This is a genomic window from Georgenia satyanarayanai, assembly GCF_900116375.1.
Lineage (GTDB): Bacteria > Actinomycetota > Actinomycetes > Actinomycetales > Actinomycetaceae > Oceanitalea > Oceanitalea nanhaiensis.
Genome location: NZ_UETB01000016.1, coordinates 49,187 through 74,886, shown reverse-complemented (window position 1 = coordinate 74,886; position 25,700 = coordinate 49,187). Strand labels below are relative to the sequence as shown.

20 protein-coding genes and 1 pseudogene are annotated in these 25,700 nt (G+C 72.1%); 11 read left to right on the top strand and 10 right to left on the bottom strand.

Going from position 1 to position 25,700, the window contains the following annotated elements:
- Positions 1-321 precede the first annotated feature (321 nt).
- The 6 genes and pseudogenes from DSZ44_RS15870 (at position 322) to DSZ44_RS15845 (ending at position 10,827) form a co-directional block, all read left to right on the top strand.
- Complete coding sequence (locus DSZ44_RS15870; protein ID WP_110853606.1) at positions 322-1,377, top strand: multicopper oxidase domain-containing protein; 1,056 nt, start codon at positions 322-324, stop codon at positions 1,375-1,377.
- A 144-nt stretch (positions 1,378-1,521) separates the two neighbouring features.
- Positions 1,522-5,418 (top strand): ThuA domain-containing protein, encoded by a 3,897-nt coding sequence (locus tag DSZ44_RS15865; protein ID WP_220035231.1) that lies wholly within the window; start codon positions 1,522-1,524, stop codon positions 5,416-5,418.
- Between the two features lie 187 nt (positions 5,419-5,605).
- Positions 5,606-7,681, top strand: a pseudogene (locus DSZ44_RS15860) (OmpL47-type beta-barrel domain-containing protein); the annotation flags it as partial.
- A 227-nt stretch (positions 7,682-7,908) separates the two neighbouring features.
- Positions 7,909-9,024 (top strand): LolA family protein, encoded by a 1,116-nt coding sequence (locus DSZ44_RS15855; RefSeq protein ID WP_110853603.1) that lies wholly within the window; start codon positions 7,909-7,911, stop codon positions 9,022-9,024.
- Positions 9,021-9,980, top strand: a complete 960-nt coding sequence (locus DSZ44_RS15850) for an ABC transporter ATP-binding protein (protein WP_110853602.1) — start codon at positions 9,021-9,023, stop codon at positions 9,978-9,980. Before DSZ44_RS15855 ends, DSZ44_RS15850 begins: the two co-directional genes overlap by 4 nt.
- Positions 9,970-10,827 (top strand): ABC transporter permease, encoded by an 858-nt coding sequence (locus DSZ44_RS15845; protein ID WP_110853601.1) that lies wholly within the window; start codon positions 9,970-9,972, stop codon positions 10,825-10,827. The genes DSZ44_RS15850 and DSZ44_RS15845 overlap by 11 nt, the downstream gene beginning before the upstream one ends.
- Positions 10,828-10,848: 21 nt before the next feature.
- Here DSZ44_RS15845 and DSZ44_RS15840 read toward each other — a convergent pair whose 3' ends face one another.
- The 3 genes from DSZ44_RS15840 to DSZ44_RS15830 form a co-directional block, all read right to left on the bottom strand.
- The gene (locus tag DSZ44_RS15840) at positions 10,849-11,571 is read right to left on the bottom strand and encodes an amino acid ABC transporter ATP-binding protein (protein ID WP_110853622.1); all 723 of its coding nucleotides are present in this window, start codon (positions 11,569-11,571) and stop codon (positions 10,849-10,851) included.
- Positions 11,571-12,242, bottom strand: coding sequence for an amino acid ABC transporter permease (locus DSZ44_RS15835; protein WP_110853600.1), 672 nt, complete (start codon positions 12,240-12,242; stop codon positions 11,571-11,573). The genes DSZ44_RS15840 and DSZ44_RS15835 overlap by 1 nt, the downstream gene beginning before the upstream one ends.
- A gap of 69 nt (positions 12,243-12,311) precedes the next feature.
- Entirely contained in the window at positions 12,312-13,130 is an 819-nt protein-coding gene (locus tag DSZ44_RS15830) for a transporter substrate-binding domain-containing protein (protein ID WP_220035230.1), read from the bottom strand.
- Positions 13,131-13,431: 301 nt separating this feature from the next.
- On the opposite strand from DSZ44_RS15830, the gene DSZ44_RS15825 reads away from it, so the two are divergent.
- From DSZ44_RS15825 to DSZ44_RS15810, 4 genes are all read left to right on the top strand, one after another.
- Entirely contained in the window at positions 13,432-14,811 is a 1,380-nt protein-coding gene (locus tag DSZ44_RS15825; RefSeq protein WP_110853599.1) for a hemolysin family protein, read from the top strand.
- Positions 14,808-15,863: a CNNM domain-containing protein gene (locus tag DSZ44_RS15820; RefSeq protein ID WP_110853598.1), complete on the top strand. Its 1,056-nt coding sequence runs from the start codon at positions 14,808-14,810 to the stop codon at positions 15,861-15,863. The genes DSZ44_RS15825 and DSZ44_RS15820 overlap by 4 nt, the downstream gene beginning before the upstream one ends.
- A 228-nt stretch (positions 15,864-16,091) precedes the next feature.
- The gene (locus DSZ44_RS15815) at positions 16,092-16,559 is read left to right on the top strand and encodes a GNAT family N-acetyltransferase (RefSeq protein WP_110853597.1); all 468 of its coding nucleotides are present in this window, start codon (positions 16,092-16,094) and stop codon (positions 16,557-16,559) included.
- Between the two features lie 32 nt (positions 16,560-16,591).
- Positions 16,592-17,173, top strand: a complete 582-nt coding sequence (locus DSZ44_RS15810; RefSeq protein WP_110853596.1) for a DUF1349 domain-containing protein — start codon at positions 16,592-16,594, stop codon at positions 17,171-17,173.
- Positions 17,174-17,265: 92 nt separating this feature from the next.
- On the opposite strand, the gene DSZ44_RS15805 is transcribed toward DSZ44_RS15810, so the two are convergent.
- The 7 genes from DSZ44_RS15805 to DSZ44_RS15775 form a co-directional block, all read right to left on the bottom strand.
- Positions 17,266-18,549: a TRAP transporter large permease gene (locus DSZ44_RS15805; protein WP_110853595.1), complete on the bottom strand. Its 1,284-nt coding sequence runs from the start codon at positions 18,547-18,549 to the stop codon at positions 17,266-17,268.
- Complete coding sequence (locus tag DSZ44_RS15800; RefSeq protein WP_110853594.1) at positions 18,549-19,118, bottom strand: TRAP transporter small permease; 570 nt, start codon at positions 19,116-19,118, stop codon at positions 18,549-18,551. The genes DSZ44_RS15805 and DSZ44_RS15800 overlap by 1 nt, the downstream gene beginning before the upstream one ends.
- Before the next feature lie 4 nt (positions 19,119-19,122).
- On the bottom strand, positions 19,123-20,175 hold the full coding sequence (locus DSZ44_RS15795) for a TRAP transporter substrate-binding protein (RefSeq protein ID WP_112133037.1): 1,053 nt from the start codon (positions 20,173-20,175) through the stop codon (positions 19,123-19,125).
- Between the two features lie 97 nt (positions 20,176-20,272).
- Complete coding sequence (locus DSZ44_RS15790) at positions 20,273-20,698, bottom strand: HIT family protein (protein ID WP_110853592.1); 426 nt, start codon at positions 20,696-20,698, stop codon at positions 20,273-20,275.
- Between the two features lie 2 nt (positions 20,699-20,700).
- Positions 20,701-21,471: a fumarylacetoacetate hydrolase family protein gene (locus DSZ44_RS15785; protein ID WP_110853591.1), complete on the bottom strand. Its 771-nt coding sequence runs from the start codon at positions 21,469-21,471 to the stop codon at positions 20,701-20,703.
- 106 nt (positions 21,472-21,577) lie between these two features.
- The gene (aztD, locus tag DSZ44_RS15780; protein ID WP_110853590.1) at positions 21,578-22,930 is read right to left on the bottom strand and encodes a zinc metallochaperone AztD; all 1,353 of its coding nucleotides are present in this window, start codon (positions 22,928-22,930) and stop codon (positions 21,578-21,580) included.
- Between the two features lie 183 nt (positions 22,931-23,113).
- Complete coding sequence (locus DSZ44_RS15775; protein ID WP_146237586.1) at positions 23,114-24,460, bottom strand: TolB family protein; 1,347 nt, start codon at positions 24,458-24,460, stop codon at positions 23,114-23,116.
- A 162-nt stretch (positions 24,461-24,622) separates the two neighbouring features.
- On the opposite strand from DSZ44_RS15775, the gene DSZ44_RS15770 reads away from it, so the two are divergent.
- Positions 24,623-25,696 carry a DUF418 domain-containing protein gene (locus DSZ44_RS15770; protein WP_110853588.1) on the top strand — a complete coding sequence of 358 codons (1,074 nt, stop codon included), beginning with the start codon at positions 24,623-24,625 and terminating at the stop codon, positions 25,694-25,696.
- The last annotated feature ends 4 nt before the right edge of the window (positions 25,697-25,700 follow it).

Here is a 25,700-nt window from a genome sequence, read left to right as displayed (position 1 = left end):
CCTGTTGACGACATCGCTGTCGGGGCAACCCCCAGGAGGGAGTCAATCGTCTCCGTGCCGAACTGGCAACCCCCTTTGGAAGATTGACGAACAGAAGTTGACGCGACAACCGGACACGGTCAGCACGTCCGCAATCGACATTTCATCTTTTGCTTGACCTTCGCCAGAAGTAGGCCTAGGGTCGGGGCGTTTGGTGATATGCCTCACGCCTCGGTAGTCGCAACGACGCGCTCGCTCAGCCGCGCACGCGTCGTCGTCGGGGGGTCCTGCCGGCGAGGTGCGTACGGCCGAGGTGTCTGTCGAGACGACGGGAGCCTCCACATGACAGACACGTCCACTCCGCGCACCGACGGTGCGCTCTCACGCCGCAGCGTCCTCGCCGGAGCCGCTGCCGCGATGTTCGTCCCGGCCTCGGTGGCCGCCGTCGGCTCCTCCGCGGGTGCCGTCTCGGCGCCCGCCACGAGCCGCGGCACGGCGACCACCGCCGCGGGCGCGACCGCCACCGCGCGGGCCACGGCGGGCACCGTCCACCGGATCACGATGTACGTCGAGGACCTCGGAGGCGGGCAGACCGGCTATGGCCTGGAGCCCGGCAAGGCGACGATCCCCGGGCCGCTCCTCGAGATGTACGAGGGCGACACGATGGAGATCACGCTCGTCAACACGACCGACCGCGACGTCTCCATCCACCCCCACGGGGTGCTCTACGACGTCAACTCCGACGGGTCCCCGTTCAACAGGTCCTACAACGGCCCGGGCGAGACACGCACGTACGTCTGGCGCACCACCGGGGAGAGGTCGCTGGGCCGCTGGGCGCGCCCGGGCACCGCCGGCTACTGGCACTACCACGACCACGCGATGGGCACCCCGCACGGCACGGCCGGCGTCGCCGCCGGCCTCTACGGGGGCCTCATCGTCCGCCGGCAGGGCGACATCCTCCCCGACCGTCAGTTCACGGTGGTCTTCAACGGGATGCTCATCAACAACAAGATCGCGCCGGACACCCCGATGTTCGAGGCCAACCACGGCGAGACCGTCGAGTTCGTCTGCATCGGCCACGGCGACATGTTCCACACCTTCCACCTGCACGCCCACCGCTGGGCCAACACCCGCACGGGCTACCTGGAGGGCCCGCGGGACTCCAGCCAGATCATCGACAACCGCGACCTCAACGGCGGTGACTCCTTCGGCTTCCAGGTGATCGCCGGCGAGGACGTCGGCCCCGGCGCGTGGATGTACCACTGCCACGTCCAGTTCCACTCCGACGCCGGCATGTCCGGCATCTTCCTCGTCCGCAACGCGGACGGGAGCATGCCCGACGGCGCGCAGGAGTCCATCGACTGGTTCCACGACCACGAAGGGAGCGGCCACCACTAGAACTCCCGGTCCGGCACCGCCGCCGGGCCGTCCCGCATGCGAAACACAGGGGGAGAATTGACCAGCACACGACCACGCCCGTCCACCGGCGCGCGGGCACAGCGGCTCCGGAAGGCCGGGGTCCTCAGCACCAGCGCGGCGCTCATGCTCACGATGTCCGCCGTCCCCGCGCTCGCCGCGCCGGGCAGCGCGGACACCACGCCCGCCGTCGCCAAGAACCGTGCCGCGCAGGCGGCCGCGGACGTCAGCGTCCTCGTCTTCCACGGGGACCCCGAGGCCCAGGAGGACCCGGTCCTCCAGGCCGCCGCCGCGATCGAGGAGCTCGGCGCCGAGAACGACTTCGACGTCACCGTCTCCAGCGACCCGGCCGACTTCACCGAGGAGAACCTCGACGCCTACCGCGGGGTCGTCTTCCTCTCCGCCGACGGCACCGAGCTCGACGGCGCGCAGGAGAGCGCCCTGCAGGACTTCGTGGGCGACGGCGGAGGCTTCCTCGGCGTGCGTGACGCCGTCAACGCCCAGCCCGAGTCCCAGTGGTTCACCGGGCTCCTCGGTGCCCGGACGGCAGGCGCCCGGCCCACGCCGGAGGAGGTCGCCACCATCTCGGCGACCGGCGACCAGCCCAACAACGAGCGCGCCGTCAACCTCATCGACGACGACTCGAGCACCAAGTGGCTCTCCTTCGCGAGGACCGCGACCATCAGCCTCGAGCTGACCGAGCCCGCCGTCGTGACGAACTACGCCATGACCTCGGCCAACGACTTCGCCGGCCGCGACCCGGCCGAGTGGACGCTGCGCGGCTCCACCGACGGCGAGACGTGGGTGGACCTCGACACCCGCAGCGACGACTTCCCCCAGCGTTTCCAGCGCAAGACCTACGCCTTCGACAACGACGTGGCGTACCAGTACTTCCAGCTGGACATCACCGCCAACAAGGGCGAGTCGGCGACCCAGCTCGCCGACCTGCTGCTGTTCACCGACGAGTCCATCGACCCGCCCGAGGTCGAGATCCCGGTGAACGAGGCGACCGTCAACGTCGTCGACCGTCAGCACCCGGCCAACGAGGGCCTGCCGCTGAACTGGACCCGCTCGGACAAGTGGCTCAACTGGGACACCAACCCGATCGGTGAGGTCCACACCGTGGCCCAGGTCCAGGAGTGGGACTACGACGCCGGCGACACCGCCAACGGCCCGTTCCACCCGATCTCCTGGTGCCGTGACTACGATGGCGGCCGCTCCTTCTACACCGGCATGGGCGGCACCCCCGGCAGCTGGGACGAGGACGCGTTCCGCAGCCACGTGCTCGGCGCCATCCAGTGGTCCGCCGGGCTCGTGCGCGGCGACTGCCAGGCCACCATCGGGGACAACTACGAGATCGAGCGCCTGACGACGACGAACTCGCCCGGGACGCTCGACCAGATCGGTGAGTCCCACGGCGTGAGCATCGCCGAGGACGGCACAGTCTTCTACATCGGCCGTGGCGCCTGCCCGACTGGCCCGATCCCCTCGTGGGAGTCGGAGAACGTCGGCCTGGGCTGCGGCAGCATCCACCAGTACGACCCGGAGACCGACGAGGTCACCCTGCTCACCGTGCTGGACGTCTTCGGCAACCGCGGCAGCGGCGGCGAGCTGGTCAAGTCCGAGGAAGGACTCCTCGGGCTCGAGCCGGACCCGAACTTCGCCGAGAACAACTGGGTCTACGTCTACTGGATGCCCTACGACTCCATCGACACGGAGAACCGGGTCGGCATGCGGACCGTCTCACGCTTCACCTACGACCCGGAGACCCCGGGCATCGACCAGGACACCCGAGTCGACCTGCTCGAGTGGGAGACGCAGATCCACAGCTGCTGCCACGCGGGTGGTGGCATGGACTTCGACGACGAGGGCAACCTCTACGTCTCGACGGGTGACTCCAACTCCTCCCAGGGCTCGGACGGCTACTCCGGGAACAACTGGACCCAGGACTACAAGGGCATCTCCTTCCAGGACGCCCGCCGGACCTCGGGCAACACCAACGACCTCAACGGCAAGATCCTGCGGATCCACCCCGAGGAGGACGGCAGCTACACGATCCCCGAGGGCAACCTCTTCACCGGGGACGAGGGCGACGGCGACCAGGCCCGCCCGGAGATCTACGTCATGGGCGTGCGCAACCCCTCGCGCATCCAGATCGACCCGGACACGGACTGGCTGACCGCCGCCTGGGTGGGGCCGGACGCCTTCGGTCCCGACCCCGAGCTCGGCCCGGCGAAGTACGAGACGGCCACGATCATCACCTCGGCCGGGAACCAGGGCTGGCCCTACTGCATGGGCAACCGTCAGCCGTACCGCGACCGGAGCAACGAGGACGCCAGCGTCCTCACCGACTGGTACGACTGCGACGACCTGGAGAACACCTCGCCGCGCAACACCGGCCTGGTGGACATCCCCGACGCCCGGGACAACTCGATCTGGTACTCCCCCGGTGGCGGTGGCCCGATCTTCCCGCGTGACGAGAACGGCATCCCCAGCTACGAGGAGGACGAGGTCACCTACACCCAGCCCTACCTCCGCGGTGGTGGCCAGGCCGTCATGTCCGGCCCGACGTACCGCACCTCGCAGGTCGACCAGGACAGCGACATCGCCTGGCCGGAGTACTGGGAGGGCAAGTGGCTCATCGGTGACCAGTCCAACTCCAACAACCGCGTCGCGGTGACGCCGAACCCGGACGGCGTGGACGAGCAGGCTCCCCCGGCGTTCGCCGAGGACCTGCGCCACATCATCCGCGCCGGCGGCGGCAGCGACCAGCTGCAGAGCTGGATGGACGCCTCGTTCGGTCCGGACGGTGCGCTGTACATGCTCGACTACGGCAGCGCGTTCTTCACCCTGCACGAGAACCAGAAGCTCATCCGCATCGCCTACACCGGTGGCCCGGCGACCCCGGCGCCCACCGCGCAGGCAGCGAGCGTGCAGAGCAGCCCGCTGACGGTCCAGTTCACCGGCTCCCGCTCCGGCGGCGTGGCGTGGCACTGGGACTTCGGGGACGGCACGACGTCCACCGAGGCCGACCCGCAGCACACCTACGACCGGATCGAGGACTACACCGCCACGCTCACCGTCACCTACGCGGACGGCACGACGGAGACGGTGGAGACCGCCGTCGTCATCGAGTGCCCCGTCCCGGACGCTCGGGACACGGTGTGGATCGGTGACGTCGACACGGGCGTCGCGAACGACGACCTCGGTGGCTGCACCATCGCCGACCTCATCAACGACGAGGGCGAGTGGGACACCCACGGCGCGTTCATCCGCCACGTCAACGAGCTGGTCCGCCAGCTGAAGAACGACAGGGTCATCACCGGCCGTGAGGGCGCCCAGCTGAGCAGCGGGGCCACCCGCTCCGAGGTCGGGCGTCCGGGGCACACCGGCTACCGCTGGCTCTTCGACGGGACGTCCGCGTCCCTCGAGGACTGGCGCCAGGCACCGGGCGGGCACTTCGAGCTGCTGCCGGGCGGGTCCATCCTGTCCCGCGGCGGCCTGGGGATGCTGTGGTACGAGGCCGAGGAGTTCTCCGACTTCTCCCTCAAGCTGCAGTTCCGCGACGTGTCCGAGGGCGACACGTACGCCAACGGTGGCGTGTTCGTCCGCTTCCCCGACCCGACTGCCGCCGAGCAGCCGGAGTGCGGGGAGGGCCAGTCCGAGGCCTGGGTCGCGATCATGTGCGGTCACGAGATCCAGATCTACGACGGTCCCTCCGGTGAGCCCCAGAAGACGGGGTCGGTGTACAACTTCGCGCCGATCGGCCTCGACGAGGCCGGTGTGACGGACAAGGGCGTGTGGAACGACTACGAGATCCGCGTGGTCGGCCAGCAGTACACGATCCTGCGCAACGGCGAGGTCATCAACGAGTGGGAGAACACGCCGGGCCAGGAGTCCTCCCGCGCGGGTGACCCGCCCACCGACCTGCGCCAGTTCGCCAGCGGGTTCATCGGCCTGCAGAACCACGGCAACAACGACCTCATGGAGTACCGCAACGTCCGCGTGCGGGACCTGTCCTAGGTCGTCCCCGGGCCGGTGCGGCGGGCGCGTCCCGCCGCACCGGCCCACCTCCGCCTCCAGCAACCGGAAGGTGCACCACCCCATGTCCCAGCTCGCCTCCCCGCCCCGCCCCCGGACGCAGCGCCGGCAGACCCTCCGCAGGGTCGTCGTCGCGCTCCTCGCGGCGCTCACCGGGCTCACCCTCGTCCCGACGACCGCCGGGGCCGCCGACCAGACGCTCACCTGGACCGCCGGCAACAGCGTCACCGACTACCTCACCGCCCCCGAGTCCGCGGTCGCGGGCACGGCGACGATCATCTTCGAGAACAGCCGGGCCACCGGGAACACGACCGGCATGCCCCACACCCTGACCTTCGACACCTCGACCCCGGGCTACAACCACGACGTCGACCTCAACATCGTGGCCAACCCCTTCGACGCGAACGGCGGCTACTACGAGGCCGAGGTGACCCTCACGCCCGGCACCTACCGCTACTTCTGCACCATCCCGGGCCACGGGCAGATGTGGGGCGAGCTCGTCGTCACCGGCGACGGCGGCGAGCCGGACCCGGACACGACCGCACCGACGGTCACCGCCGACGTGACCGGTGAGCAGGACGAGGACGGCGCCTACGTCGGGTCCGCGACCGTCGCCCTCACCGCGGCCGACGAGGACGGCGGCTCCGGCGTCGACACCGTCGAGTACAGCCTCGACGGCGGTGAGTACGCCGCCTACTCCGCGCCGCTCGAGGTGACCGAGCCGGGTGCGCACACCGTGGACTTCCGGGCCACCGACGTCGCCGGCAACACCGGCGAGGGATCGGTGAGCTTCACCGTCGTCGAGCCCGACGTCGAGCCCGAGCCCGACACCACCGCCCCCGAGGTCTCCGCCGCCGTCACCGGTGAGCAGGACGAGGACGGCGCGTACGTCGACTCCGCCACCGTGACGATCACGGCCACCGACGAGGACGGCGGCTCCGGCCTCGACACCGTCGAGTACAGCCTCGACGGGGCGGAGTACACCGCCTACACCGAGGCGCTCACCGTCTCCGAGCCGGGTGCGCACACCGTGGACTTCCGGGCCACCGACGTCGCCGGCAACACCGCCGAGGGATCGGTGAGCTTCACCGTCGTCGAGCCCGACGTCGAGCCCGAGCCCGACACCACCGCCCCCGAGGTCTCCGCCGCCGTCACCGGTGAGCAGGACGAGGACGGCGCCTACGTCGGCTCCGCCACCGTGACGATCACCGCCACCGACGAGGACGGCGGCTCCGGCCTCGGGATGGTCGAGTACTCCCTCGACGGCGGTGAGTTCACGCACTACCACGAGGCGCTCACCGTCTCCGAGCCGGGTGAGCACACGGTCGACTACCGCGCGAGCGACGTCGCCGGGAACGTCGGCGAGGGCTCGGTGACCTTCACGGTCGTCGAGGCCGACGTCGAGCCGGACCCGGACGAGACCGCCCCCGAGGTGACCGCCGCCGTCACCGGTGAGCAGGACGAGGACGGCGCCTACGTCGCCACCGCCACCGTGACGATCACCGCCACCGACGAGGACGGCGGCTCCGGCGTCGAGAGCGTCGAGTACTCCCTCGACGGCGGTGAGTACGCCGCCTACACCGAGCCGCTCGTCGTGAGCGAGCCCGGTGCCCACACCGTGGACTACCGGGCCGCCGACGTCGCCGGCAACACCGCCGAGGGCAGCGTGAGCTTCACCGTGGCCGAGGAGGTCGTCGAGCCCGAGCCGGACGAGACGGCCCCCGAGGTGACGGCCGCGGTGACCGGTGAGCAGGACGAGGACGGCGCCTACGTCGGCTCTGCCACCGTGACGATCACCGCCACCGACGAGGACGGCGGCTCGGGTATCGCCACCGTCGAGTACAGCCTCGACGGCGCCGGGTACACGGCCTACTCCGCCCCGGTCGAGGTGACCGAGCCCGGTGCGCACACCGTGGACTACCGGGCCACCGACGTCGCCGGCAACACCGCCGAGGGCACGGTGAGCCTCACCGTCGTCGAGGCGGAGGAGCCGGACCCGGGCGAGTGCACCGACACCCGCGCGACCGTCGTCATCGGCGACGTCGACACCGGCGTGAGCAACGCCGGGACCGAGGACGGCTGCCTCAACGACCTCATCGACGAGGACGGCGACTACGCCACCCGTGGCGCCTTCGTCCGCCACGTCGGTGACGTCCTGCGTCCCCTGGTCGCCGACGACGTGCTCACCGCGCGCGACCTCGGCACCATCCTCCGCACCGCCGCCCGCAGCAGCATCGGCGGGTAGCGCCGACCACGAAGCGCCGAGAGCCGGGCTCCCCCACCGCGGGGAGTCCGGCTCTCGCCGTACCCGGGGCCTCGCCTCGGGCGCGCGGCTCCGTCCGCGCCGGCAGCGGAGGCGCTCCTGCCCGCCTGCTCGCCCCGCCGCGGCGTACACGGGACCTCCACATGCAGACCTGGCCCGTGTCCGTGGGCAGGCGTACCGTCGAGGGAGGTAGCAACTGAGGAGACCCCATGGCTCGCAGCACCTGGAAGCGCTGGCTCCCGGCCGGCGCCGTCGTCGCGCTCATCGCCGGCACGGTGACGATCACGTCGCAGGCCGGCGCGGTCGACCTGCCGGACAAGTCGCCGCAGGACGTGCTCACCCTGCTCCTCGAGCAGGACGTCCGCGCCTACTCGGGCAGCGTCGAGACGAGCGCGGACCTCGGCCTGCCGGTCCCCGCCGACCTCGACCTCGGCCCCGGCGGCCCCGACCTCGAGGTCGCCGCCCCCACGCCCGAGGGCGGCGAGGGCAGTGCGGACGCACAGGAGGTGCTGTCGGCCCTCGAGCTCCTCACCGGGGACAACACCGGCCGGGTCTTCGTCGGCGAGCAGGGCGCCCGCTTCCAGCACACCGACGGGCTGGCCGAGCGCAACGTCGTCGTCACCTCCGGCGACGTGTGGTTCTACGACTCCGAGGCCAACGCCGCCACCCACCTCGTCCTGCCCGAGGGCCACGAGGGCACCCACCGCGAGCCCGCCGGCACGCTCCCCACGCCCGAGGAGCTCGCCGCCACCGCGGTCGAGGCGCTCGAGCCGAGCACCGAGCTCAGCGTCGGCCAGCACGAACGCGTGGCCGGACGCGACGCGTACACGCTCACCCTCACGCCCCGCGCGGAGGAGACGCTCGTGGCCGGCGTGACGATCGCCGTCGACGGCGAGACCGGCTTCCCGCTCGGCGTCACCGTCACCGCCCGCGATCAGTCCGAGCCGGCGCTGCGGGCGCAGTACACCGACATCACCTTCGCCGAGCCGGACCCGGACCTCTTCGACTTCGCCGCCCCCGCGGGCGCGACCGTCGAGGAGGAGGTCCTCGAGATGCCCGCCGACGCCGGAGCGCACGCCGCGCCGGACCACGCGGCCGGTGCCACCCCGCCCGGGGAGGTGCTCGGCGAGGGCTGGGGCGCCGTCGTCGTCGTGCCGGACGTCGAGGTGCCCGATGACCCGATGCTCGACGAGCTCACCGAGCCCGTCGAGGGCGGCCGGCTCCTGTCCACCGCGCTCCTGTCCGTCCTCCTCACCGACGACGGCCGGCTCCTCGTCGGTGCCGTCGAGCCCACCCACCTCGAGGACCTCGCGGCGGGCCGGTGACCGAGCTCGCCGTCGAGACGCACGGCCTCACCAAGCGGTTCGGGCGTCAGCTCGCCGTCGACGACCTCGACCTCGCCGTGCCCCGCGGCGCCGTCTTCGGCTTCCTCGGCCCCAACGGGTCCGGCAAGACGACGACCATCCGCATCGTCCTCGGCCTCGCCGCCGCGAGCGCCGGCAGCGTCCGTGTCCTCGGCCACGACATGCCGAAGGCCCTGGGCACGGTGCTCCCGCGCGTGGGCGCGCTCGTCGAGGGCCCGGCTGCCTACCCCTTCCTCTCCGGGGAGGCGAACCTCCGGCGCCTGGACGCCGCGGACCGCCACGCCTCCCCCCGCACCCGCGACCAGCGGGTGGTCCAGGCCCTCGAGCGGGTCGGGCTCAGCCACGCCGGCGCCAAGCGGGTGCGCGCCTACTCCCTGGGGATGAAGCAGCGCCTGGGGATCGCCGCCGCGCTGCTGCGCCCGCGCGACCTCCTCGTGCTCGACGAGCCCACCAACGGCCTGGACCCGCAGGGCACCCGCGAGGTCCGCAGCCTCGTCCGCTCGCTCGCGGACGGCGGGACGACCGTCGTCGTCTCCAGCCACCTCCTCGCGGAGATCGAGCAGATCTGCACCCACGCGGCCGTCATGCGCACCGGTCGCCTCGTCGCCCAGGGCAGCCTGGACGAGCTGCGCGGCCTGGGCCGCAGCCGGCTGCGCGTCCTCACCCCCGACCCCGGCCGCGCCCGTGAGGAGCTGGCCCGGCTCGGGCTCGCCGTCGAGCATGAGGACGGCGTCGCGCGCGCTGACGGCACCGCCACGGTCCGCGCCGAGCTGCCCGACGAGCCACCGCTGCTCGAGACCCTCGCCGCCGCCCTCGTGGCGGCCGACGTCCGCCTGCGGGGCTTCGAGGTCGAGCAGGACACCCTCGAGGACCGCTTCGTCGCGCTGACCGGGGAGGGTTTCGACGTTGCCCAGTGACACCGCGCCCGCCGAGCCGCAGACCCGCGGCAGCGGCCGTTCCCTGCTCGCCTCCGAGCTGGGCCTCGTGCTCGGGCGGCGCCGCACCTGGGCGATGCTCCTCGCGCTCGCCGCGATCCCGGTGCTCATCGCCGTCGTCGTGAGCATCGCCTCCGACCCGCCCGCGCCGGGCGAGGGTCCGCCCTTCCTCGACCGCGTCACCCAGAACGGGCTGTTCGTCTCGATCACCGGCCTCGTCGTGACGATCCCGCTGTTCCTGCCGCTCACCGTGGGGGTCGTCGCCGGGGACACCGTGGCCGGCGAGGCCAGCCTCGGGACGCTGCGCTACCTCCTCCTCGCGCCCGTGCAGCGGGGACGGCTGCTGCTCGTGAAGTTCGCCGGTGCGGCGGCCTTCTGCCTGGCGGCGACGCTGAGCATCGTCGTCGCCGGTTCGCTCATCGGTGCGCTGCTGTTCCCGGTGGGTCCGGTGACCCTCCTGTCCGGGGACACGATCGGTGCGTGGGAGGCGCTCGTCCGCGCCCTCCTCGTCGCGCTGTACGTCACCGTCTCCCTGCTCGGGCTCGCGGCCGTGGGGCTGTTCCTCTCCACGCTCACCGTCGTGCCCGTCGGTGCGATGGCCGCCACGGCCGTGCTCGCGATCGTCGTCCAGGTGCTCGGTTCCCTCGAGCAGCTCGCCTGGCTGCACCCGTGGCTGCTCAGCGAGCACTGGCTCGGCTTCGCCGACCTCCTGCGCCAGCCGGTCGACTGGGGCTCGTTCGCCGACAACGCCCTGCTGCAGCTCGGCTACGTCGCCGTCTTCGGCGCCCTCGCCTACGGCCGCTTCACCACCAAGGACGTGCTCTCCTGAGCGGTCCCTCCCCGTCTCAGGTCACAGGATCTTGTCGAGGAACTCGCGGGTGCGGGTCTCCTGAGGGCTGTCGAAGATGGCTTCCGGCGTGCCTTGCTCGACGAGCAGCCCGTTGTCCATGAAGCAGACACGGTCACCCACCTCGCGGGCGAAGCCCATCTCGTGCGTGACCACGACCATCGTCATGCCCTCCTGGGCCAGGTCCTTCATGACGGCCAGGACCTCGCCCACGAGCTCGGGGTCGAGAGCGGAGGTGGGCTCGTCGAAGAGCATGATCTTCGGCTCCATCGCCAGCGCCCGGGCGATCGCCACGCGCTGCTGCTGGCCGCCGGACAGGCTCGAGGGATAGGCGCTCGCCTTGTCCTGCAGGCCGACCTTCTCCAGCAGCGCCAGGGCCCGCTCGCGCGCCGCAGCCTTGCTCAGCCCGCGCACCTTGACCGGCGCGAGCATGATGTTCTCGACGACCGACTTGTGCGGGAACAGGTTGAACTGCTGGAAGACCATGCCGATCTCGGCCCGGACGCCGTCGATGTCCGTCCGCTTGTCGGTGAGGGAGTGGCCGTCGATGACGACCTCGCCGCTCGTGACGTCCTCGAGGAGGTTGAGGCAGCGCAGGAAGGTGCTCTTGCCCGAGCCCGACGGGCCGATGATGCAGACCACCTCCTGCTCGGCCACGCTGAGGTCGATGCCGGAGAGCACCTCGTGGTCGCCGAAGGACTTGTGCAGGTCCGTGACCTCGATGATCATGCCCAGTTCTCCAATCGGCGCTCGATGAGCCTGAGGACCAGCGACAGGCTCAGGGTGATCGCGAGGTAGAACAGCGCGACCGTCGTGTAGATCTCCACCGCGTTGAAGTGGTTGGCCACCACCAGGCGGCCCTGGAAGATGAGCTCGGGCACGAGGATGACCGACAGCAGCGAGGTGTCCTTGATGCTGATGATGAACTGGTTGCCCAGCGGCGGGATCATCCGCTTGAAGGCCTGCGGCCAGATGACGTGGCGCATCGTCGTGCGGCGGCTCAGGCCCAGGGAGCGGCCCGCCTCGCTCTGCCCCTTGGCGATGGACTTCACCGAGCCGCGGACGATCTCGGCGATGTAGGCGCCGGAGTTGAGGGCGATGACGATGATGCCTGCCACGACCGAGGGCAGCGTGGAGCCGATGATGAGCGGCAGCGCGAAGTAGATCCAGATCGCCTGCACGAGCACCGGGGTCCCGCGGACCGCCTCGATGTAGATGCTGGACAGCCAGTAGACGATCTTGAAGCGGCTGATCCGGCCCAGGCCCGCGACGGCTCCGATGACGAAGCCGATGAGGAGGCCACCGACCGAGACCAGCAGCGTGTAGTAGAGCCCTCGTCCGAGGGCCGGCAGGAAGTCGACGACTCCCGCCCAGTCGAAACCGAGTATGGCGTCCATTGGACAAGTGCCTTCCCGTCACGAGGCGGGCGCCCTGCGGCGCCCGCCTCGTGCGTCGTTGGTGGAGGATCAGCTAGCGGACTCGGCCAGCTCGTCCAGCCATTCCGGCTCGCTGCCGAACCACTTCTCGAAGATCTCCGCGTACGTGCCGTCCTCGATCATTCCCGCGAGCGCCTCGTTCATCGCGGCGAGGAGCTCGTCGTTGCCCTGGGCCACGGCGATGCCGTAGTCCTGCGCCTCGAGCAGGTCGCCGACCACCTTGAGGCTGTCCTCACCGGTGGTGAGGATGTAGTACTCGACGTTCGGCGCGTCGTAGAGGACCGCGTCCGAGCCGCCGCCCTCGACCGACAGGTACATCTGGTCGAGCTGCTCGTAGGTGTTGGCGGTGGCGCCCTCGATGTTCTCCTCGATGTAGGCAGCGCTCGTGGAGCCGAGCCGGCTGGCCACGCGCTTGCCCTCGAGGTCCTCCACGCCCTGGATCTCGGTGTTGTCCGCGGCGACGCCGATGCGCAGGCCCGACTTGTAGTACGGGTTGGTGAAATCGACCGTCTGGGCGCGGTCCTCGGTGATGGTGATGCCCGCGATCGCGATGTCGAAGGTGCCCGTCTGCAGGCCGGGGATGATCCCGTCGAAGTTCGTCGTCGCCAGGTCGACCTCGAAGCCGACCTCGTCGGCGATGGCGTTGATGATGTCGATGTCGAAGCCGACGTACTCGCCGTCCTCCTCGAACTCGAAGGGGACGAAGGAGGTGTCGGAGGCGACGGTGTAGGTGTCGGCGATCCCGCCCTCCCCGCCGTCGTCACTGTCCCCGCAGGCGGCCAGCCCGAGGGCCAGCGTCGTCACGCCGAGCGCGGCGATCGCCCTCGTCCTGTGGTTGCTCTTGATCACGTGGATGCCTACCTCGTCGTGTGCGTCTGGTTCCGTGCCGTGCTCATTGCGTCAAAGCAACCTATAGAGGCTGGAATGAGAGTGTCAACGCGACCAGGGCAGGCCGGACCCCTCCGCGTCCGGCCCGGCGGCGACGTGCTGGGCCCGCCGCGGGAACTTCTGCCCTGCGGCCCACGTTGAGCCTCTCGCGGCGTGCTCCTCTAGCATGGCGCCTACCTGACCCCAGCCTGCGAAGGACCATGGACGACTCCTGTAGTACCAGCACCCAGACCGTCAGCACCGCCACCAGGGGGTGCACTCGATGATCTGGGTGCTCTCCCTCCTGCTGGGGATCCTCGTCATCCTCGCCATCACCGCGGTGACGGGCTACTTCGTGGCCCAGGAGTTCGCCTACATGGCGGTGGACCGCTCACGGCTCGCCGCCCGCGCGGAGGCCGGTGACGAGCCCGCGCAGCGTGCCCTGAAGGTCACCCGCCGCACCTCCTTCATGCTCTCGGGCGCACAGCTCGGGATCACCGTCACCGGGCTGCTCGTCGGCTACGTCGCCGAGCCGCTCGTGGGCCAGGCGCTGGGCGACGCGCTCGGCGGTGTCGGCGTCTCCACGGGCGTGGGTGTCGCCGTCGGCACCGTTCTCGCCCTGGTGCTGTCGACGCTCGTCCAGATGCTCTTCGGCGAGCTCTTCCCCAAGAACCTCGCCATCGCCAAGCCCGAGCCCGTCGCCCTGTGGCTGGCGCGCTCGACGAACCTCTACCTCGCCGCCTTCGGCTGGCTCATCACGGTCTTCGACGCCGCGTCCAACGCGCTGCTGCGCCTGCTGCGGATCGAGCCCGTCCACGACGTCGAGCACTCGGCCACGGCCCGCGACCTCGAGCACATCGTCGCCGACTCCCGTGCCAGCGGTGACCTGCCGGCCGACCTCTCGGTGCTCCTCGACCGCATCCTCGACTTCCCCCGCCAGGACGTCGAGCACGCGATGATCCCCCGCGCGCGCGTCGGCGCCGTCCGCGCCGACCAGACCGTCGCGGAGGTCCGCACGCTCATGGCGACCGGCCACTCCCGCTACCCGGTGCTGGACGAGGAGGACGACGTCGTCGGCGTGGTCCACCTCGTCGACCTGCTCACCGGCACCCTCCCCGACGACGCGACCGCCGCCGAGATGCAGCGTCCCGCCCTCGTCCTGCCGACGTCGATGGCGCTGCCCGACGCCCTGCGCGAGCTGTCGGCCAGCCGCAACGAGATGGCCTGCGTCGTCGACGAGTACGGCAGCTTCACCGGCGTCCTCACCCTCGAGGACCTCGCCGAGGAGGTCGTCGGGGAGATCACCGACGAGCACGACGAGGCGGAGGCGCCCTCGCTCACCCCGCAGGAGGACGGCAGCTGGACCATGGCCGGGGACGTCCACATCGACGAGGTGGAGCGCGCCATCGACCACGACCTGCCCCGCGGGGACTACGAGACCGTGGCCGGCCTCGCCATCGAGGTCCACGGCTCGCTGCCCGAGGTGGGCACCGCCGTCGTCGTCGACCTCCCGCCCGACCCGGCCCACCTCGCCCTGCCCGAGGCCCCACCGGACAAGCAGCTGCACGTGGAGGTGCTGGACGTCGAGCGGCACGTGCCCTCGCTCGTGCGGGTGAGGCTCGCCGACCGGCCCGCGCACGAGGACGAGGAGGCCGGCCGATGAGCAACCCCTGGGTCGTCGCGACCGCGACCGTCGTCATCATCGCGCTCAGCGCGTTCTTCGTCGCCGTGGAGTTCGCGCTCCTCGCCGCCAAGCGGCACCGTCTCGAGGACGCCGCCGCCGAGAGCCGCGCCGCCCGCGCGGCGCTGCGCAGCTCCACCGAGCTCACCGTCCTGCTCGCCGGCTCCCAGCTCGGCATCACCGTGTGCACCCTGGCCCTGGGCGCGATCACCAAGCCGGCGGTCCACCACTGGATCACCCCGGTCGTCAGCGACCTCGGCGCGCCGTACTGGGTGGCCGACGTCGTCGGCTTCGTCCTCGCGCTCGTCGTCGTCACCTTCCTCCACCTCGTGGTCGGGGAGATGGCGCCCAAGTCGTGGGCCATCGCCCACCCGGAGAGGTCCGCGACGATGCTCGCGCTGCCGATGCGGGCGTTCATGGTCCCCACCCGCCCGATCCTCGTCGCGCTCAACAGCGCGGCGAACTGGTGCCTGCGCAGGGTCGGTGTCGAGCCGGTCGAGTCCGTCGGCTCCGGGCAGAACCCGGACGACCTGCGCCACCTCGTCGAGCACTCCGCGAGCGTCGGGGCGCTGGAGCTCGCGTACTCCGCGCAGCTCTCCGGGGCGCTGGACCTGCGCCGGCTCACCGTGGCCGACCTCGTCGCCGGCCGCACGGCCCCGGTGACCGTGTCGGTGGCCGCGACGGCCGGTGACGTGCGGCGGGTGGCCCACGAGACCGGGCACCTGCGCCTCCTCGTCCGGGCCCGGGGCGCCGTCGCGCCCACCGGCGTCGTCCACGTGCGGGACACGCTCCTGCTCGACGACGACGCCCCGGTCGCCGAGCTCGTCACGCCGGTCTTCGAGCTCGAGGCGAGCACGCCGCTCCACACCGCGCTGACCAGGATGCGGGAGACGTCCACCCACCTCGCGGTCGTCCGGACCGCCGAGCGCGGCACCGCGGTCGTCACGCTGGCCGACGTCCTCGCGCACCTGTTCCCGCGCACCACCGCGGCGGCCCAGGGCGGCGCGAGCAGCCCCGTCCCCGGCGGCCGGTAGCACCTCGGCGGGAGCGGGACGCCTCTCCCGCCGACGGCTCCCCCCTCCCGCCGACGGCTCCCCCGTCCCGCCGACGGCTCCCCCGTGCCGCCGACGGCTCCCCCGTCCCGCGTACGGCTCCCCCGTCCCGCCGACGGCTCCCCCCGTCCCGTCGACGGCTCCCCCTCCCGCGTCGAGAGCTGAGTTATTCCGTCGCGAGGCACGCGGGCCCCTCCGTACCGTTCCCCCATGGATGTCCGCTGGGCCCACGTCTGCGACGCGCCTGTGGTGGCGCAGCTCCTGCACGACTTCAACGTCGAGTTCGACAGCCACTCCCCCGGCGTCGCGGTCCTCACCGCGCGGCTGGAGGAGCTGCTCCCGGCCGGAAGGACGTCGGCACTGGTCGCCGGCGACCCGGCCGTCGGCGTCGCGCTCCTCACCTCCCGCCCGAACATCTGGTACGACGGGCCGGTCCTGCTCCTCGACGAGCTGTACGTCGTGCCCGAGCTGCGTGACCGGGGCATCGGGACCGCCATCATCGAGCGTCTCGTCGCCGACGCGACCGCCGAGGGCGTGTCGCTCATCGAGATCAACGTCGACGAGGAGGACGTCGACACCCGACGCTTCTACGAGCGCCACGGCTTCGCCACCGGCACGGGGCCGTGGGAGCGCGCCTTCTACTACGAGCGTGAGCTGCACCCCCAGATCGGCGCCTGAACCGTCCCCGCTCCGCCCGGTACGGTTCCGGGATGAGACTCAGTCGTCTCCTGCACGAGGGCACGTGGACCACACCGCCCGTCTCCGCCGTCGTCGTCGAGGAGGAGCTGCACGTCGCCGCGGCCGAGGGCAGCGACGCGTGGCGCCACACCTCCTACGGCTTCGTCCACGACACCGAGCACGCCCTGCTCGAGCCGCTGCCCGCCTCGGGGGCGCTCGAGGTCGACCTCGTCCTCGACTTCGCCGAGCAGTTCGACCAGGCCGGGCTGTTCCTCCGCGTCTCGCCCGAGGAGTGGGTCAAGGCGGGCGTCGAGGTGTCCGACGGCGTCGCCCAGCTCGGCGCCGTCGTCACCCACGGCACCTCGGACTGGTCGGTCGCCCCCGTGCCCGAGTGGGTCGGGCGGCGGGTGACCGTGCGCGCCAGCCGGTCGGGGGACGCGGTGACCGTCCGGGCCCGCGTCGACGGCGAGGCCTTCCGGCTGGTCCGCGTCGCGCACCTCGACCCGGGCGCCGTCGTCACGGCCGGTCTCTTCTGCGCCGCTCCCACGCGCACCGGCCTCACCGTGCGCTTCACCGGCTACCGCCGCACCGACGCGGACGCCGCACTGCACTGACGGCGCCGGCAGCCGGTCCGAACCGCGCCACCTCGGAAGCCTCGCTCCGGTGGGTGCCGCACCGGCTCACGCCACGGCTCCTTCCACGTCGGTCACTCGGTCAGCGAGGGCAGCCAGAGCGCCACCTGCGGCACGAGGACGACGAGGGCGATCGTCACGAGGATGACGAGCGCGAAGGGGACGGTGGCCGGCACCGCCCGGTGGATGGGGATGTTGCCGATGCGCGCGGCGAGCAGCAGCGACAGCCCGTACGGCGGGGTGATGAGCCCCATGGCCAGGGACATCACGGCGACGACCCCGTAGTGGACCGGGTCCAGGCCCGCCGCCGTGACGGCCGGGGCGAGCACCGGGATCATGATGGCCATCGCCGGCAGGGCGTCGAGGAAGATGCCGACGACGAGGAAGACGATCGCCACGACCCACAGCAGGGCCCAGGCCGGGACGCCCTCGACGACGCTCTGCAGCACGAGCGGGATCCGGTAGTAGGCCATGAGGTGGGCGAGGGCACCGGCGGCGGCGAGCGCGAAGAGCGGCAGCACGGCGAACAGGGCGCTCTCGCGCAGGATCGCGGGCAGGTCCCGCCAGGAGATCGTCCGGTAGACGACCATCCCGAGGAACAGGGCGTACAGGACCGCGATCACCGCGGCCTCCGTCGCCGTGACGAAGCCGCCGAGGATGCCGCCGAGGACGAGGACGATGATGCCGAGCGCCAGGAGGGAGTCGCGCAGCGCGACGAGGACCTCCCGGAAGGGCGGGCGCTCCTCCCGGGGGAAGTCGTTGCGGCGGGCCACGAGGTAGGCGACCGTCATCATCCCGCCGCCGATGAGCACGCCCGGGACCACCCCGGCGAGGAACAGCGCGCCGATGGAGGTGCCGCTGAGCGAGCCCCACACGACCATCTGGATGCTCGGCGGGATGACCGAGCCGATGACCGCCGAGGCCGCCGTGACCCCGACGGCGTAGCCGACCGGGTACCCGCGCCGCTCCATCTGCGGGATGAGCACCGAGCCGAGCCCGGCGACGTCGGCGTTGGAGGAGCCCGAGACACCGCCGAAGCCCATCGAGGCCACGACGTTCGTGATGCCGAGGCCGCCGCGGACCCAGCCGACGAGCGCCTGGGCCAGCACGATGAGCCGGTCGGTCACTTGCGACGCGTTCATGATCGCCGCCGCGAGGATGAAGAACGGCACGGCGAGCAGGACGAAGGAGTCGATCCCGGAGTACACCTGCTGGGCGAGCAGGGCCTGGTCCGCCCGAGGGTCGACGAGGAAGAAGGGCAGGCACGCGAGCAGGAGCGCGAAGGCGATGGGCACACGCAGGACGATGAAGGTGACGAACAGTCCCAGGAGGATGAGCGCGACGAGGCCGGTGTCCATCAGCGACCCCGCTCCTCGTCCGGCCCCGTCGCGGCGTCCCGCCCGCCGGCGTCGGGACGCGGGGGCGCCCCGGAGGCGCCGATGGAGGCCTGCTCGGGGAGCGGACGGCGCCGCAGCACCCGCACGGCGAGCTCGACGCTGAACACCACCATGAACAGACCACCGACCGGAAGCGCGGCGAAGCCCCACGCCCGGTGCAGGCCGGAGGCCGTGGAGACGCGGGTGAGCCCGCCCTGGGCCATGACCAGCCCACCGACGACGAGCACGACCGACACGGCCGCGACGAGCACGAGCACGAGCAGCTGCAGGAGGCGGCCCACCCGCGCGTCGACGCGCCGCGGGATGAGGTCGATGACGAAGTGGTCGCTGCGCCGCAGGACCACCGCCGCGCCGAGGAACACCATCCAGGCGAGCAGCAGGCGCGCGATCTCCTCCGTCCACAGCGGACGCGGGATGAAGGGGACGTAGCGCCCGAGCACCTGGAAGGTGACGACGAGGGTCAGCGCCGCGAGCAGCGCCCCGGTGACGGCGGCCAGCACCCGGTCGATCCGGTCGAGCACGGACGTCATCTCCTCACCCCTCCCCCGTCGCGCGGATCTCCGCGAGCATGTCCTCCAGCCCCCACCGGGCCGCGTACCGCTCCCAGACGGGCTCGACCATCGCCGCGAGCGCCTCGGTGTCCGCCTCGACCACCGTGACGTCCGGGTCCGAGCGCAGCTCCTCGAGGGCGGCGTCGTCGGTCTGCGCCTCCAGCTCCCGCGCGAACTCCCCGGCCTCCTCGCCGGCCTCCAGCACGACCTCCCGGAGGTCCTCCGGCAGGCGCTCCAACGTGTGGCCGGAGATGACGGCCGGGCGGATCGTCACCTCGTGGCCGGTGAGGTAGAGGTAGGGCGCCGCCTCCTGGAAGTTCTCCGCGACGATGAAGACGGCCTCGTTGTCCGCCCCGGAGACGACGTCCTGCTGGAGCGCCGAGTACAGCTCGCCGTAGGAGACGTTCGAGGCGTGCATGCCCAGGGCGCCGAAGGAGTCGGCCAGGACCTGGCTCGGCTGGGTGCGGAAGAGACGGCCGGTGAGGTCGGAGGGGTCCTCGACCGGCGCGTTGAAGAACATCTGGCGCACCCCGCCGCCGAAGTAGGTGAGCACCTCGTTGCCGGTCCGGTCCTTCATCAGCCGCTCCAGCCGCTCGGCCACCTCGCTGTCGATGATGGCGTCGCGCTGCTCGCGCGTGGTGACGAGGAACGGCATCGACAGGATGCTCATCTCGGGGACGAACTCGGCGATGAAGCCAGGCGAGACGACGGCGACGTCCACCAGGCCACGGCGCATGTTCTCGAACAGGTCGGTCTCGCTGCCGAGCTGGGCGCTCGGGTAGACCTCCACCTGGACCCGCCCGTCGGACTTCTCGGCGACGAGGTCGGCGAACTCGTGCAGGCCCTCGTCGAAGGTCGTCCCGGCGGCGAGCTGGTGGCTGGCGATGAGGACGTGCTCGGCACCCTCGACGTCCGGCCCGGCGCGGTAGCCGCACGCACCGACGGCGAGGAGGGCGGCGCCCAGGCCGACGAGGGCGCGGATCGTCACGGTGGCCCGGCCACGAGCCGCGGCGGACACCTCGGGCTGCGGACGCACCCGCGCCTCCTCCCCGTCACCAGCTCCACGGCCGGTCGCGCGCGAGGAGCGGTGCCACCCAGACCGTAGCAGCCGGGTGTGACGCACGCCACAGAGATCAGGCCGGGGTGAGCGCCTCCCGCAGCCGCTCGGCGTAGCCGGCCGCCTCACCCTCGGCGTAGCGGGCGCGCGGCCAGAAGAAGCCTCGCAGCCCGTCACCCCTCGTCCGCGGGACGACGTGGGCGTGCAGGTGCGCCACGCTCTGGCTGACGACGTTGTTCATCGCGACGAAGGTGCCCTGCGCTCCCAGCGCCCCGGGCACCACGGCGGCCACCCGGCGCACCTGCGCGAAGAACGGCCCGACCAGCTCGTCGGGCAGGTCCGGCAGCGTGACGACGTGCGCGCGCGGGACGACGAGGACGTGCCCCTTGAACACGGGGCGCACGTCGAGGAAGGCGACGACGTCGTCACCGTCCAGGACGATCTCGGCCGGCTCGCCACCCGCGACGATCCGGCAGAACACGCACGCGCCGTCGTCGGCCACGGCTACCGCTTGACGACGTTGTTGCCGAAGCGGCCGATGCCCTCGACCTCGACCTCCACGCGCTGCCCCGGGCGCACCGGCCCGACACCGGCGGGCGTGCCGGTGAGGATGATGTCGCCGGGCAGCAGGGTGAAGATCGTCGAGACGTAGGCGACGAGCTCGGGGACGCCGCGCACCATCTGGGAGGTGCGCCCGTCCTGCCGCAGCTCCCCGTCCACCCACGCCCGCACCGCGACGTCGGAGACGTCGAGGTCCAGCGCGAGGAACGGGCCGGTGGGGCAGGAGGTGTCGAAGGCCTTGCCGCGCGTCCACGTCGTGTCCGAGCGCTGGGCGGCGCGGGCGGTGACGTCGTTGGCCACCGTGTACCCGAAGACGTGGTCCAGGGCCTGCTCCGCGCTCACGTTCTTCGCCATGCGGGAGACGACGACGGCGAGCTCGGCCTCGTGGTCCACCTCCTGCGCGTAGCCGGGGACGACGATCGGGTCGTCCGGGCCGGTGACCGAGGTGTTCGGCTTGAGGAAGAGGATCGGCTCGTCCGGGACGTCGCTGCCCATCTCCGCGGCGTGCTCGGCGTAGTTGCGGCCCACGCCCACGACCTTGGAGCGCGGGATGACGGGCGAGAGGAGGCGCACGTCGTCGAGCGCGACGCGCTCACCGGTCGTGGCGACCGGCATGAACAGGGGGTCCCCCTTGAGCACCACCAGGTCGGTGGAGCCGTCCTCGAGGATGCCGTAGCGGGGGCTGTCACCCGTGGTGAACCGTGCGATGCGCATGGGACCCACGGTACTGCCAGCCCGCGGCGTCCCGGTCGGGGTGACGAGAGCCGCCCGGGTGCTCCGTCGGTCGACGGGCACCCGGGCGGCCGGGGACGCTGGTGCGTCAGTGGTCGTGCTCGTGCTCGTCCTCGTGGGCGTGCTCCTCGTCGTCCGCGTGCTCCTCCTCGCTACCGGCGTCAGCCTCCGCGGCGGCCGGCGGGAACCCGGTGGCCACGGCGACCTCGTTCGGGACGTGCGGCAGGTCGTAGGTGCGGAGCACCTGGCCGGAGGCGATGTCGACGGCGTGCAGCTGCTGGGACGCCGGCTCGGTGACGTAGGCGACACCATCGGCCACCTTGAGGGTCGGGCGGGGCTCCTGCCAGACCTCGGGCTCCTCCCACGGCTCGACGACGTCGATCCGGCCGAGCTCCTCGCCGTTGGCGTCGTCGATGAGCCGCAGGCTGCCGTCCGTCGTCAGCACGAGGGCGTGTCCTTCCAGGCCGCGGCCGAGTGAGCGGAAGCTGTAGCTGGCGCCGAGGTCGACGAGCTGCACGCTGAGGCTCTCGGTGTCGATGAGCGCCACTCGCTCGGGCCGCTCGAGCTCGGCGTCCCGGTCGACCTTGTAGTCGCCGAGGACGACGGCGGAGTCGTGCGATCCCGCGAGGTTGCCCGAGCGGGCGTACTCGTCCTCGACCGACAGCTTGTGGAACTCGCCGTCCTTGAGGACGAGCGGGCCGTCCTCACAGCCGAGGGCGACGGCCTCGCCGGCGGCGGTCGCCTCGCCGTGCAGGCCGGGGCAGTTGTCGGCGCCGGCGATCTCGTTGCCGTCCGCGTCGAGGAGCGCGGCACCCGTCCGGCCTTCCTCGTCGCCGACGCTCACGACCATGGTGCCGTCGGACAGCTCGACGGCGACCCCGTGGTGCGCGGCGGGCGCGGTCCAGGTCTCGGCGTCGGGCGTGCCCTCGGCGAGCTCGGTCGGGTCGATGACCTGGACCTCGCCGGTGCCGTCGGCGAAGAGGACGGTGCGGCCGGCGCGGGTGACCACGTGGCCGGGGGTGTCAGCGGCCATGACGGTGTCGGTGATCGAGGGGGCCGCCGCGAAGTAGTGGTCGTGGTCGCCGTGCCCCTCGGCCACGAGACCAGCGTCGTAGGCCTGGAAGCCCTCCGGGGTGGAGATGAACACGTGGCGGCCGTCGCCCGCCGGGTTGAGCCGCAGGAAGCCCTCCATCTCGACGTCGTCGAGGATCTCCCCCGAGCCGGTGTCCAGCGTCATGACACCGCCGTCGTAGCTGAGCACGACGCGAGGGTCGAGGGTGGCCACCTCGACCGGCTCGCTGCTCGTCGTCGCCGCGTCCGTCGCGGGCGTGGTGGTGGCGTCGTCGTCCGCCGGGGTGGCGTCTCCGGACCCGCACGCCGCCAGGGCGAGGGTCGCGAGCAGGCCGAGCGCGGGACGTGCGCGGCGGGAACTGGTGGGCATGGGCTGGTCTCCTTCGTCGGGGTGCGTCCAGGCGGAGGCGCGGGTCACACCCTAGAGAATGAGAATCGTTCTCGTCAAGCCGCTCGGCCGCGTCGGGACGTGCGCCTGCGTCGCACCTTCCCCTGCCCCGGAGCGTGCCGGGACTGGCGGCCGACGATCGACAGGTGCGACGCAAGAGGCGGCCTAAGCCGCTCTCCTCCGGGCGAGCACCCCGACGGTCAGCGTGACGGTGGCGGCGCCCGCCGCCGCTGCGACGAGGCGCACCCAGGTCGGCCACAGCCCGCGCGTGGCCGCGTCGGCGTCGCGGACCTCCGCCTCCGTGAGCAGGCCCGTGGCCAGCTGGAAGTCACCGACCCCGTAGTTCCCGCCGCCGGCGATCGCGCTGAGCGGGCGCGGCTCGCTGCCGTCGAGCGGGACCGCGGTGAGCCAGTACAGGTCGCTGTCCGCCGTCTCGGGGTCCTCGGGCTCGTCGAGGAACAGGGGCTCCCCGTCGGTCGTCCACCCGAGCACGCCGTTCCAGCCCACGTGAGCCGCCGGGATCGGCGCGGGGACGCTGCCGTCGCCGCCGGAGGCGTCGAGGAAGGCGACCCCGTGGCCGGGGCCCTCGTAGGTGTTGAAGCAGTCCGCCCACGCCTCCCCGCCCGCCTCGAGGTGGTCACAGTCGGGCACCCACTGCGCGGCGGTCGCGAGGAGCGCGCCGTCGGGCGACCAGGCGTTCGGGCCGTCGAGGTAGTCGTTCTCGGGCATCGGGAGAGTGCGCCGCAGTGTGCCGTCGAGCGCGACGACGTCGACGGTCCCGCCTCCCATCCGCGGGATGCCGTCCTGCCCGCTGAGCGTTCCGTCGTCGGTCTCGATGCGGTGGACGGCCAGCTCGGTGCCGTCCGGGGAGAACGCCGCCTCCCGCGCGTCGAGGTCGGCGGGCAGCCGCTGCTCCTCGCCCGTCGTGACGTCGAGCAGACCGAGCTCACCGGAGAGGGCCGACCCGGTGTACGGGTCCGCGGGTCCGTCGGTCACGACGTAGGCGAGCAGCGTGGAGTCGGGCGACCAGGCGAGCGGGAGCGCGCTGCCGTCGCCGGGCACGGCGAGCTCGTCCGTGCCCCCGGTGGTGAGGTCGACGACGGCGACGTCCGGCCGGGACGTGTGCCACCGGCCCACGGCCACCCGGGTGCCGTCCGGGGAGAGGAGCATCGGGCCGGGGTCGCCCTGGGAGGCGCCGCGCCCCTCGGCGACGTCGAGACGGCGGTACGCACCGCCGTCGGCACCCGCGACGACCGCCTGCGGGAAGTCCATGAGCTCGACGCCGAAACCGTGCTGGTAGACGGCGATCGCCCGGCCGGGCGCCGAGGCCGAGACGCTGCCGGTGAGGTAGGAGTAGTCCGCGAAGCGCGCGGGGACGGTCGCCGGACCCGTGCCCGCGTCGGGCCCGAACCACCGCCCCGGCAGCAGCCAGCCAGGGAGCAGCGCGAGGACGACACCGACGACGAGCACGCCGAGACCGATCGTCCCCGGCGACGGTGCCGGTGACCTCATGCGCGGACGGTAGCAGCGGAGGGCCGGCCGCGGGACGGAACGCGGCAGCCACGACGAGTCGCTCCCTCCACTCGTCCGGGCGTGCAGGGACTGGCGACCGAAGATCGAGAAGTGCGACGCAAGCACGACGATCCGCCGGGGTGGGCGCCCTACGCTGGGCGCGTGAACCAACGGATCGTCGGGGTCGACATCGCCCGTGGGCTGGCCGTCATCGGGATGTTCGTCGCCCACCTGGGCAACTCGGGCCCCGACGGCTCGCACTCGCCGTCGTGGTTCGTCGTCGCGGACGGGCGACCGTCGGCGACGTTCGCGATCCTCGCCGGCCTGTCGATCGCCCTGTTCACCGGCGGGCGCATGGTGCCGCGCGGCCCGGCCCTCACCCACGGCTGGCTGCGGGTCGCCACGCGCGCCGGTGTCGTCCTCGTCGTCGGCCTGCTCCTCGAGGCGCTCGGCACGCCTGTGGCGGTCATCCTGCCGTCCTACGCGGTGACCTTCCTCCTCGTCGCACTCTTCATCGGGCTGCGGCCCTGGCTGGTGGGGGTGCTCGCCGTCGTCGCCGCCGTCGTCGGTCCCACGCTGCTCGCGGTCCTGCTCTCCCCCGGCGCCGACGGCAGCGCGCCGGTCGAGTCGGAGGTCCACGAGAACTACCTCCTCGACCTCGTGCTCACCGGCTACTACCCCGCGCTCGTGTGGATCGCCTACATGCTGCTCGGCCTGTGCGTGGGCCGCCTCGACCTGCGCTCGCCCCGCGTCCAGGGGCTGCTCGGGCTCACCGGTGTGGGGCTCGCGCTCGTCGGCTACGGCGGGGGCACCTACCTCCGGGGGACGGTCGTCCCGGACTCCGAGCTCACCGCCCAGCTCATCCGCTCCGACCCGCACTCCGACGCCACCCTCGAGCTCGTCGGCAACGCCGGCGTGACCCTCGCCGTGCTCGCCGTCCTCCTCGCCGTCACCACCCTGCCGCCCGTGGCCCGGGGGGCGCGCCTCCTGCTCCAGCCGCTGGCCGCGACCGGGGCGATGGCGCTCACCGCCTACTCCGTCCACATCGTCGTGATCGCGATCCTGGGCAACGACGTCGTCTGGTTCCCCGAGTCCAACGCCGTCCTCGCGTGGTTCGTCGTCGTCACCCTCGTCGCCTGCACCCTGTGGATGCGGCTCGTGGGGCGCGGGCCGCTCGAGTGGCTCATGCGCCGCGTCACCGTCGGGTCCTACCGCCCGGTGGGCGCAGCGGTCTGAGGGC

Bases quoted from the DNA above. Each gene is read 5' to 3' on its own strand.
- DSZ44_RS15870 (WP_110853606.1), top strand. From the start codon at position 322: ATGACAGACACGTCCACTCCGCGCACCGACGGTGCGCTCTCACGCCGC.
- DSZ44_RS15865 (WP_220035231.1), top strand. From the start codon at position 1,522: ATGCTCACGATGTCCGCCGTCCCCGCGCTCGCCGCGCCGGGCAGCGCG.
- DSZ44_RS15855 (WP_110853603.1), top strand. From the start codon at position 7,909: ATGGCTCGCAGCACCTGGAAGCGCTGGCTCCCGGCCGGCGCCGTCGTC.
- DSZ44_RS15835 (WP_110853600.1), bottom strand. From the start codon at position 12,242: ATGGACGCCATACTCGGTTTCGACTGGGCGGGAGTCGTCGACTTCCTG.
- DSZ44_RS15825 (WP_110853599.1), top strand. From the start codon at position 13,432: ATGATCTGGGTGCTCTCCCTCCTGCTGGGGATCCTCGTCATCCTCGCC.
- DSZ44_RS15820 (WP_110853598.1), top strand. From the start codon at position 14,808: ATGAGCAACCCCTGGGTCGTCGCGACCGCGACCGTCGTCATCATCGCG.
- DSZ44_RS15815 (WP_110853597.1), top strand. From the start codon at position 16,092: ATGGATGTCCGCTGGGCCCACGTCTGCGACGCGCCTGTGGTGGCGCAG.
- DSZ44_RS15810 (WP_110853596.1), top strand. From the start codon at position 16,592: ATGAGACTCAGTCGTCTCCTGCACGAGGGCACGTGGACCACACCGCCC.
- DSZ44_RS15805 (WP_110853595.1), bottom strand. From the start codon at position 18,549: ATGGACACCGGCCTCGTCGCGCTCATCCTCCTGGGACTGTTCGTCACC.
- DSZ44_RS15800 (WP_110853594.1), bottom strand. From the start codon at position 19,118: ATGACGTCCGTGCTCGACCGGATCGACCGGGTGCTGGCCGCCGTCACC.
- DSZ44_RS15785 (WP_110853591.1), bottom strand. From the start codon at position 21,471: ATGCGCATCGCACGGTTCACCACGGGTGACAGCCCCCGCTACGGCATC.
- aztD (WP_110853590.1), bottom strand. From the start codon at position 22,930: ATGCCCACCAGTTCCCGCCGCGCACGTCCCGCGCTCGGCCTGCTCGCG.
- DSZ44_RS15775 (WP_146237586.1), bottom strand. From the start codon at position 24,460: ATGAGGTCACCGGCACCGTCGCCGGGGACGATCGGTCTCGGCGTGCTC.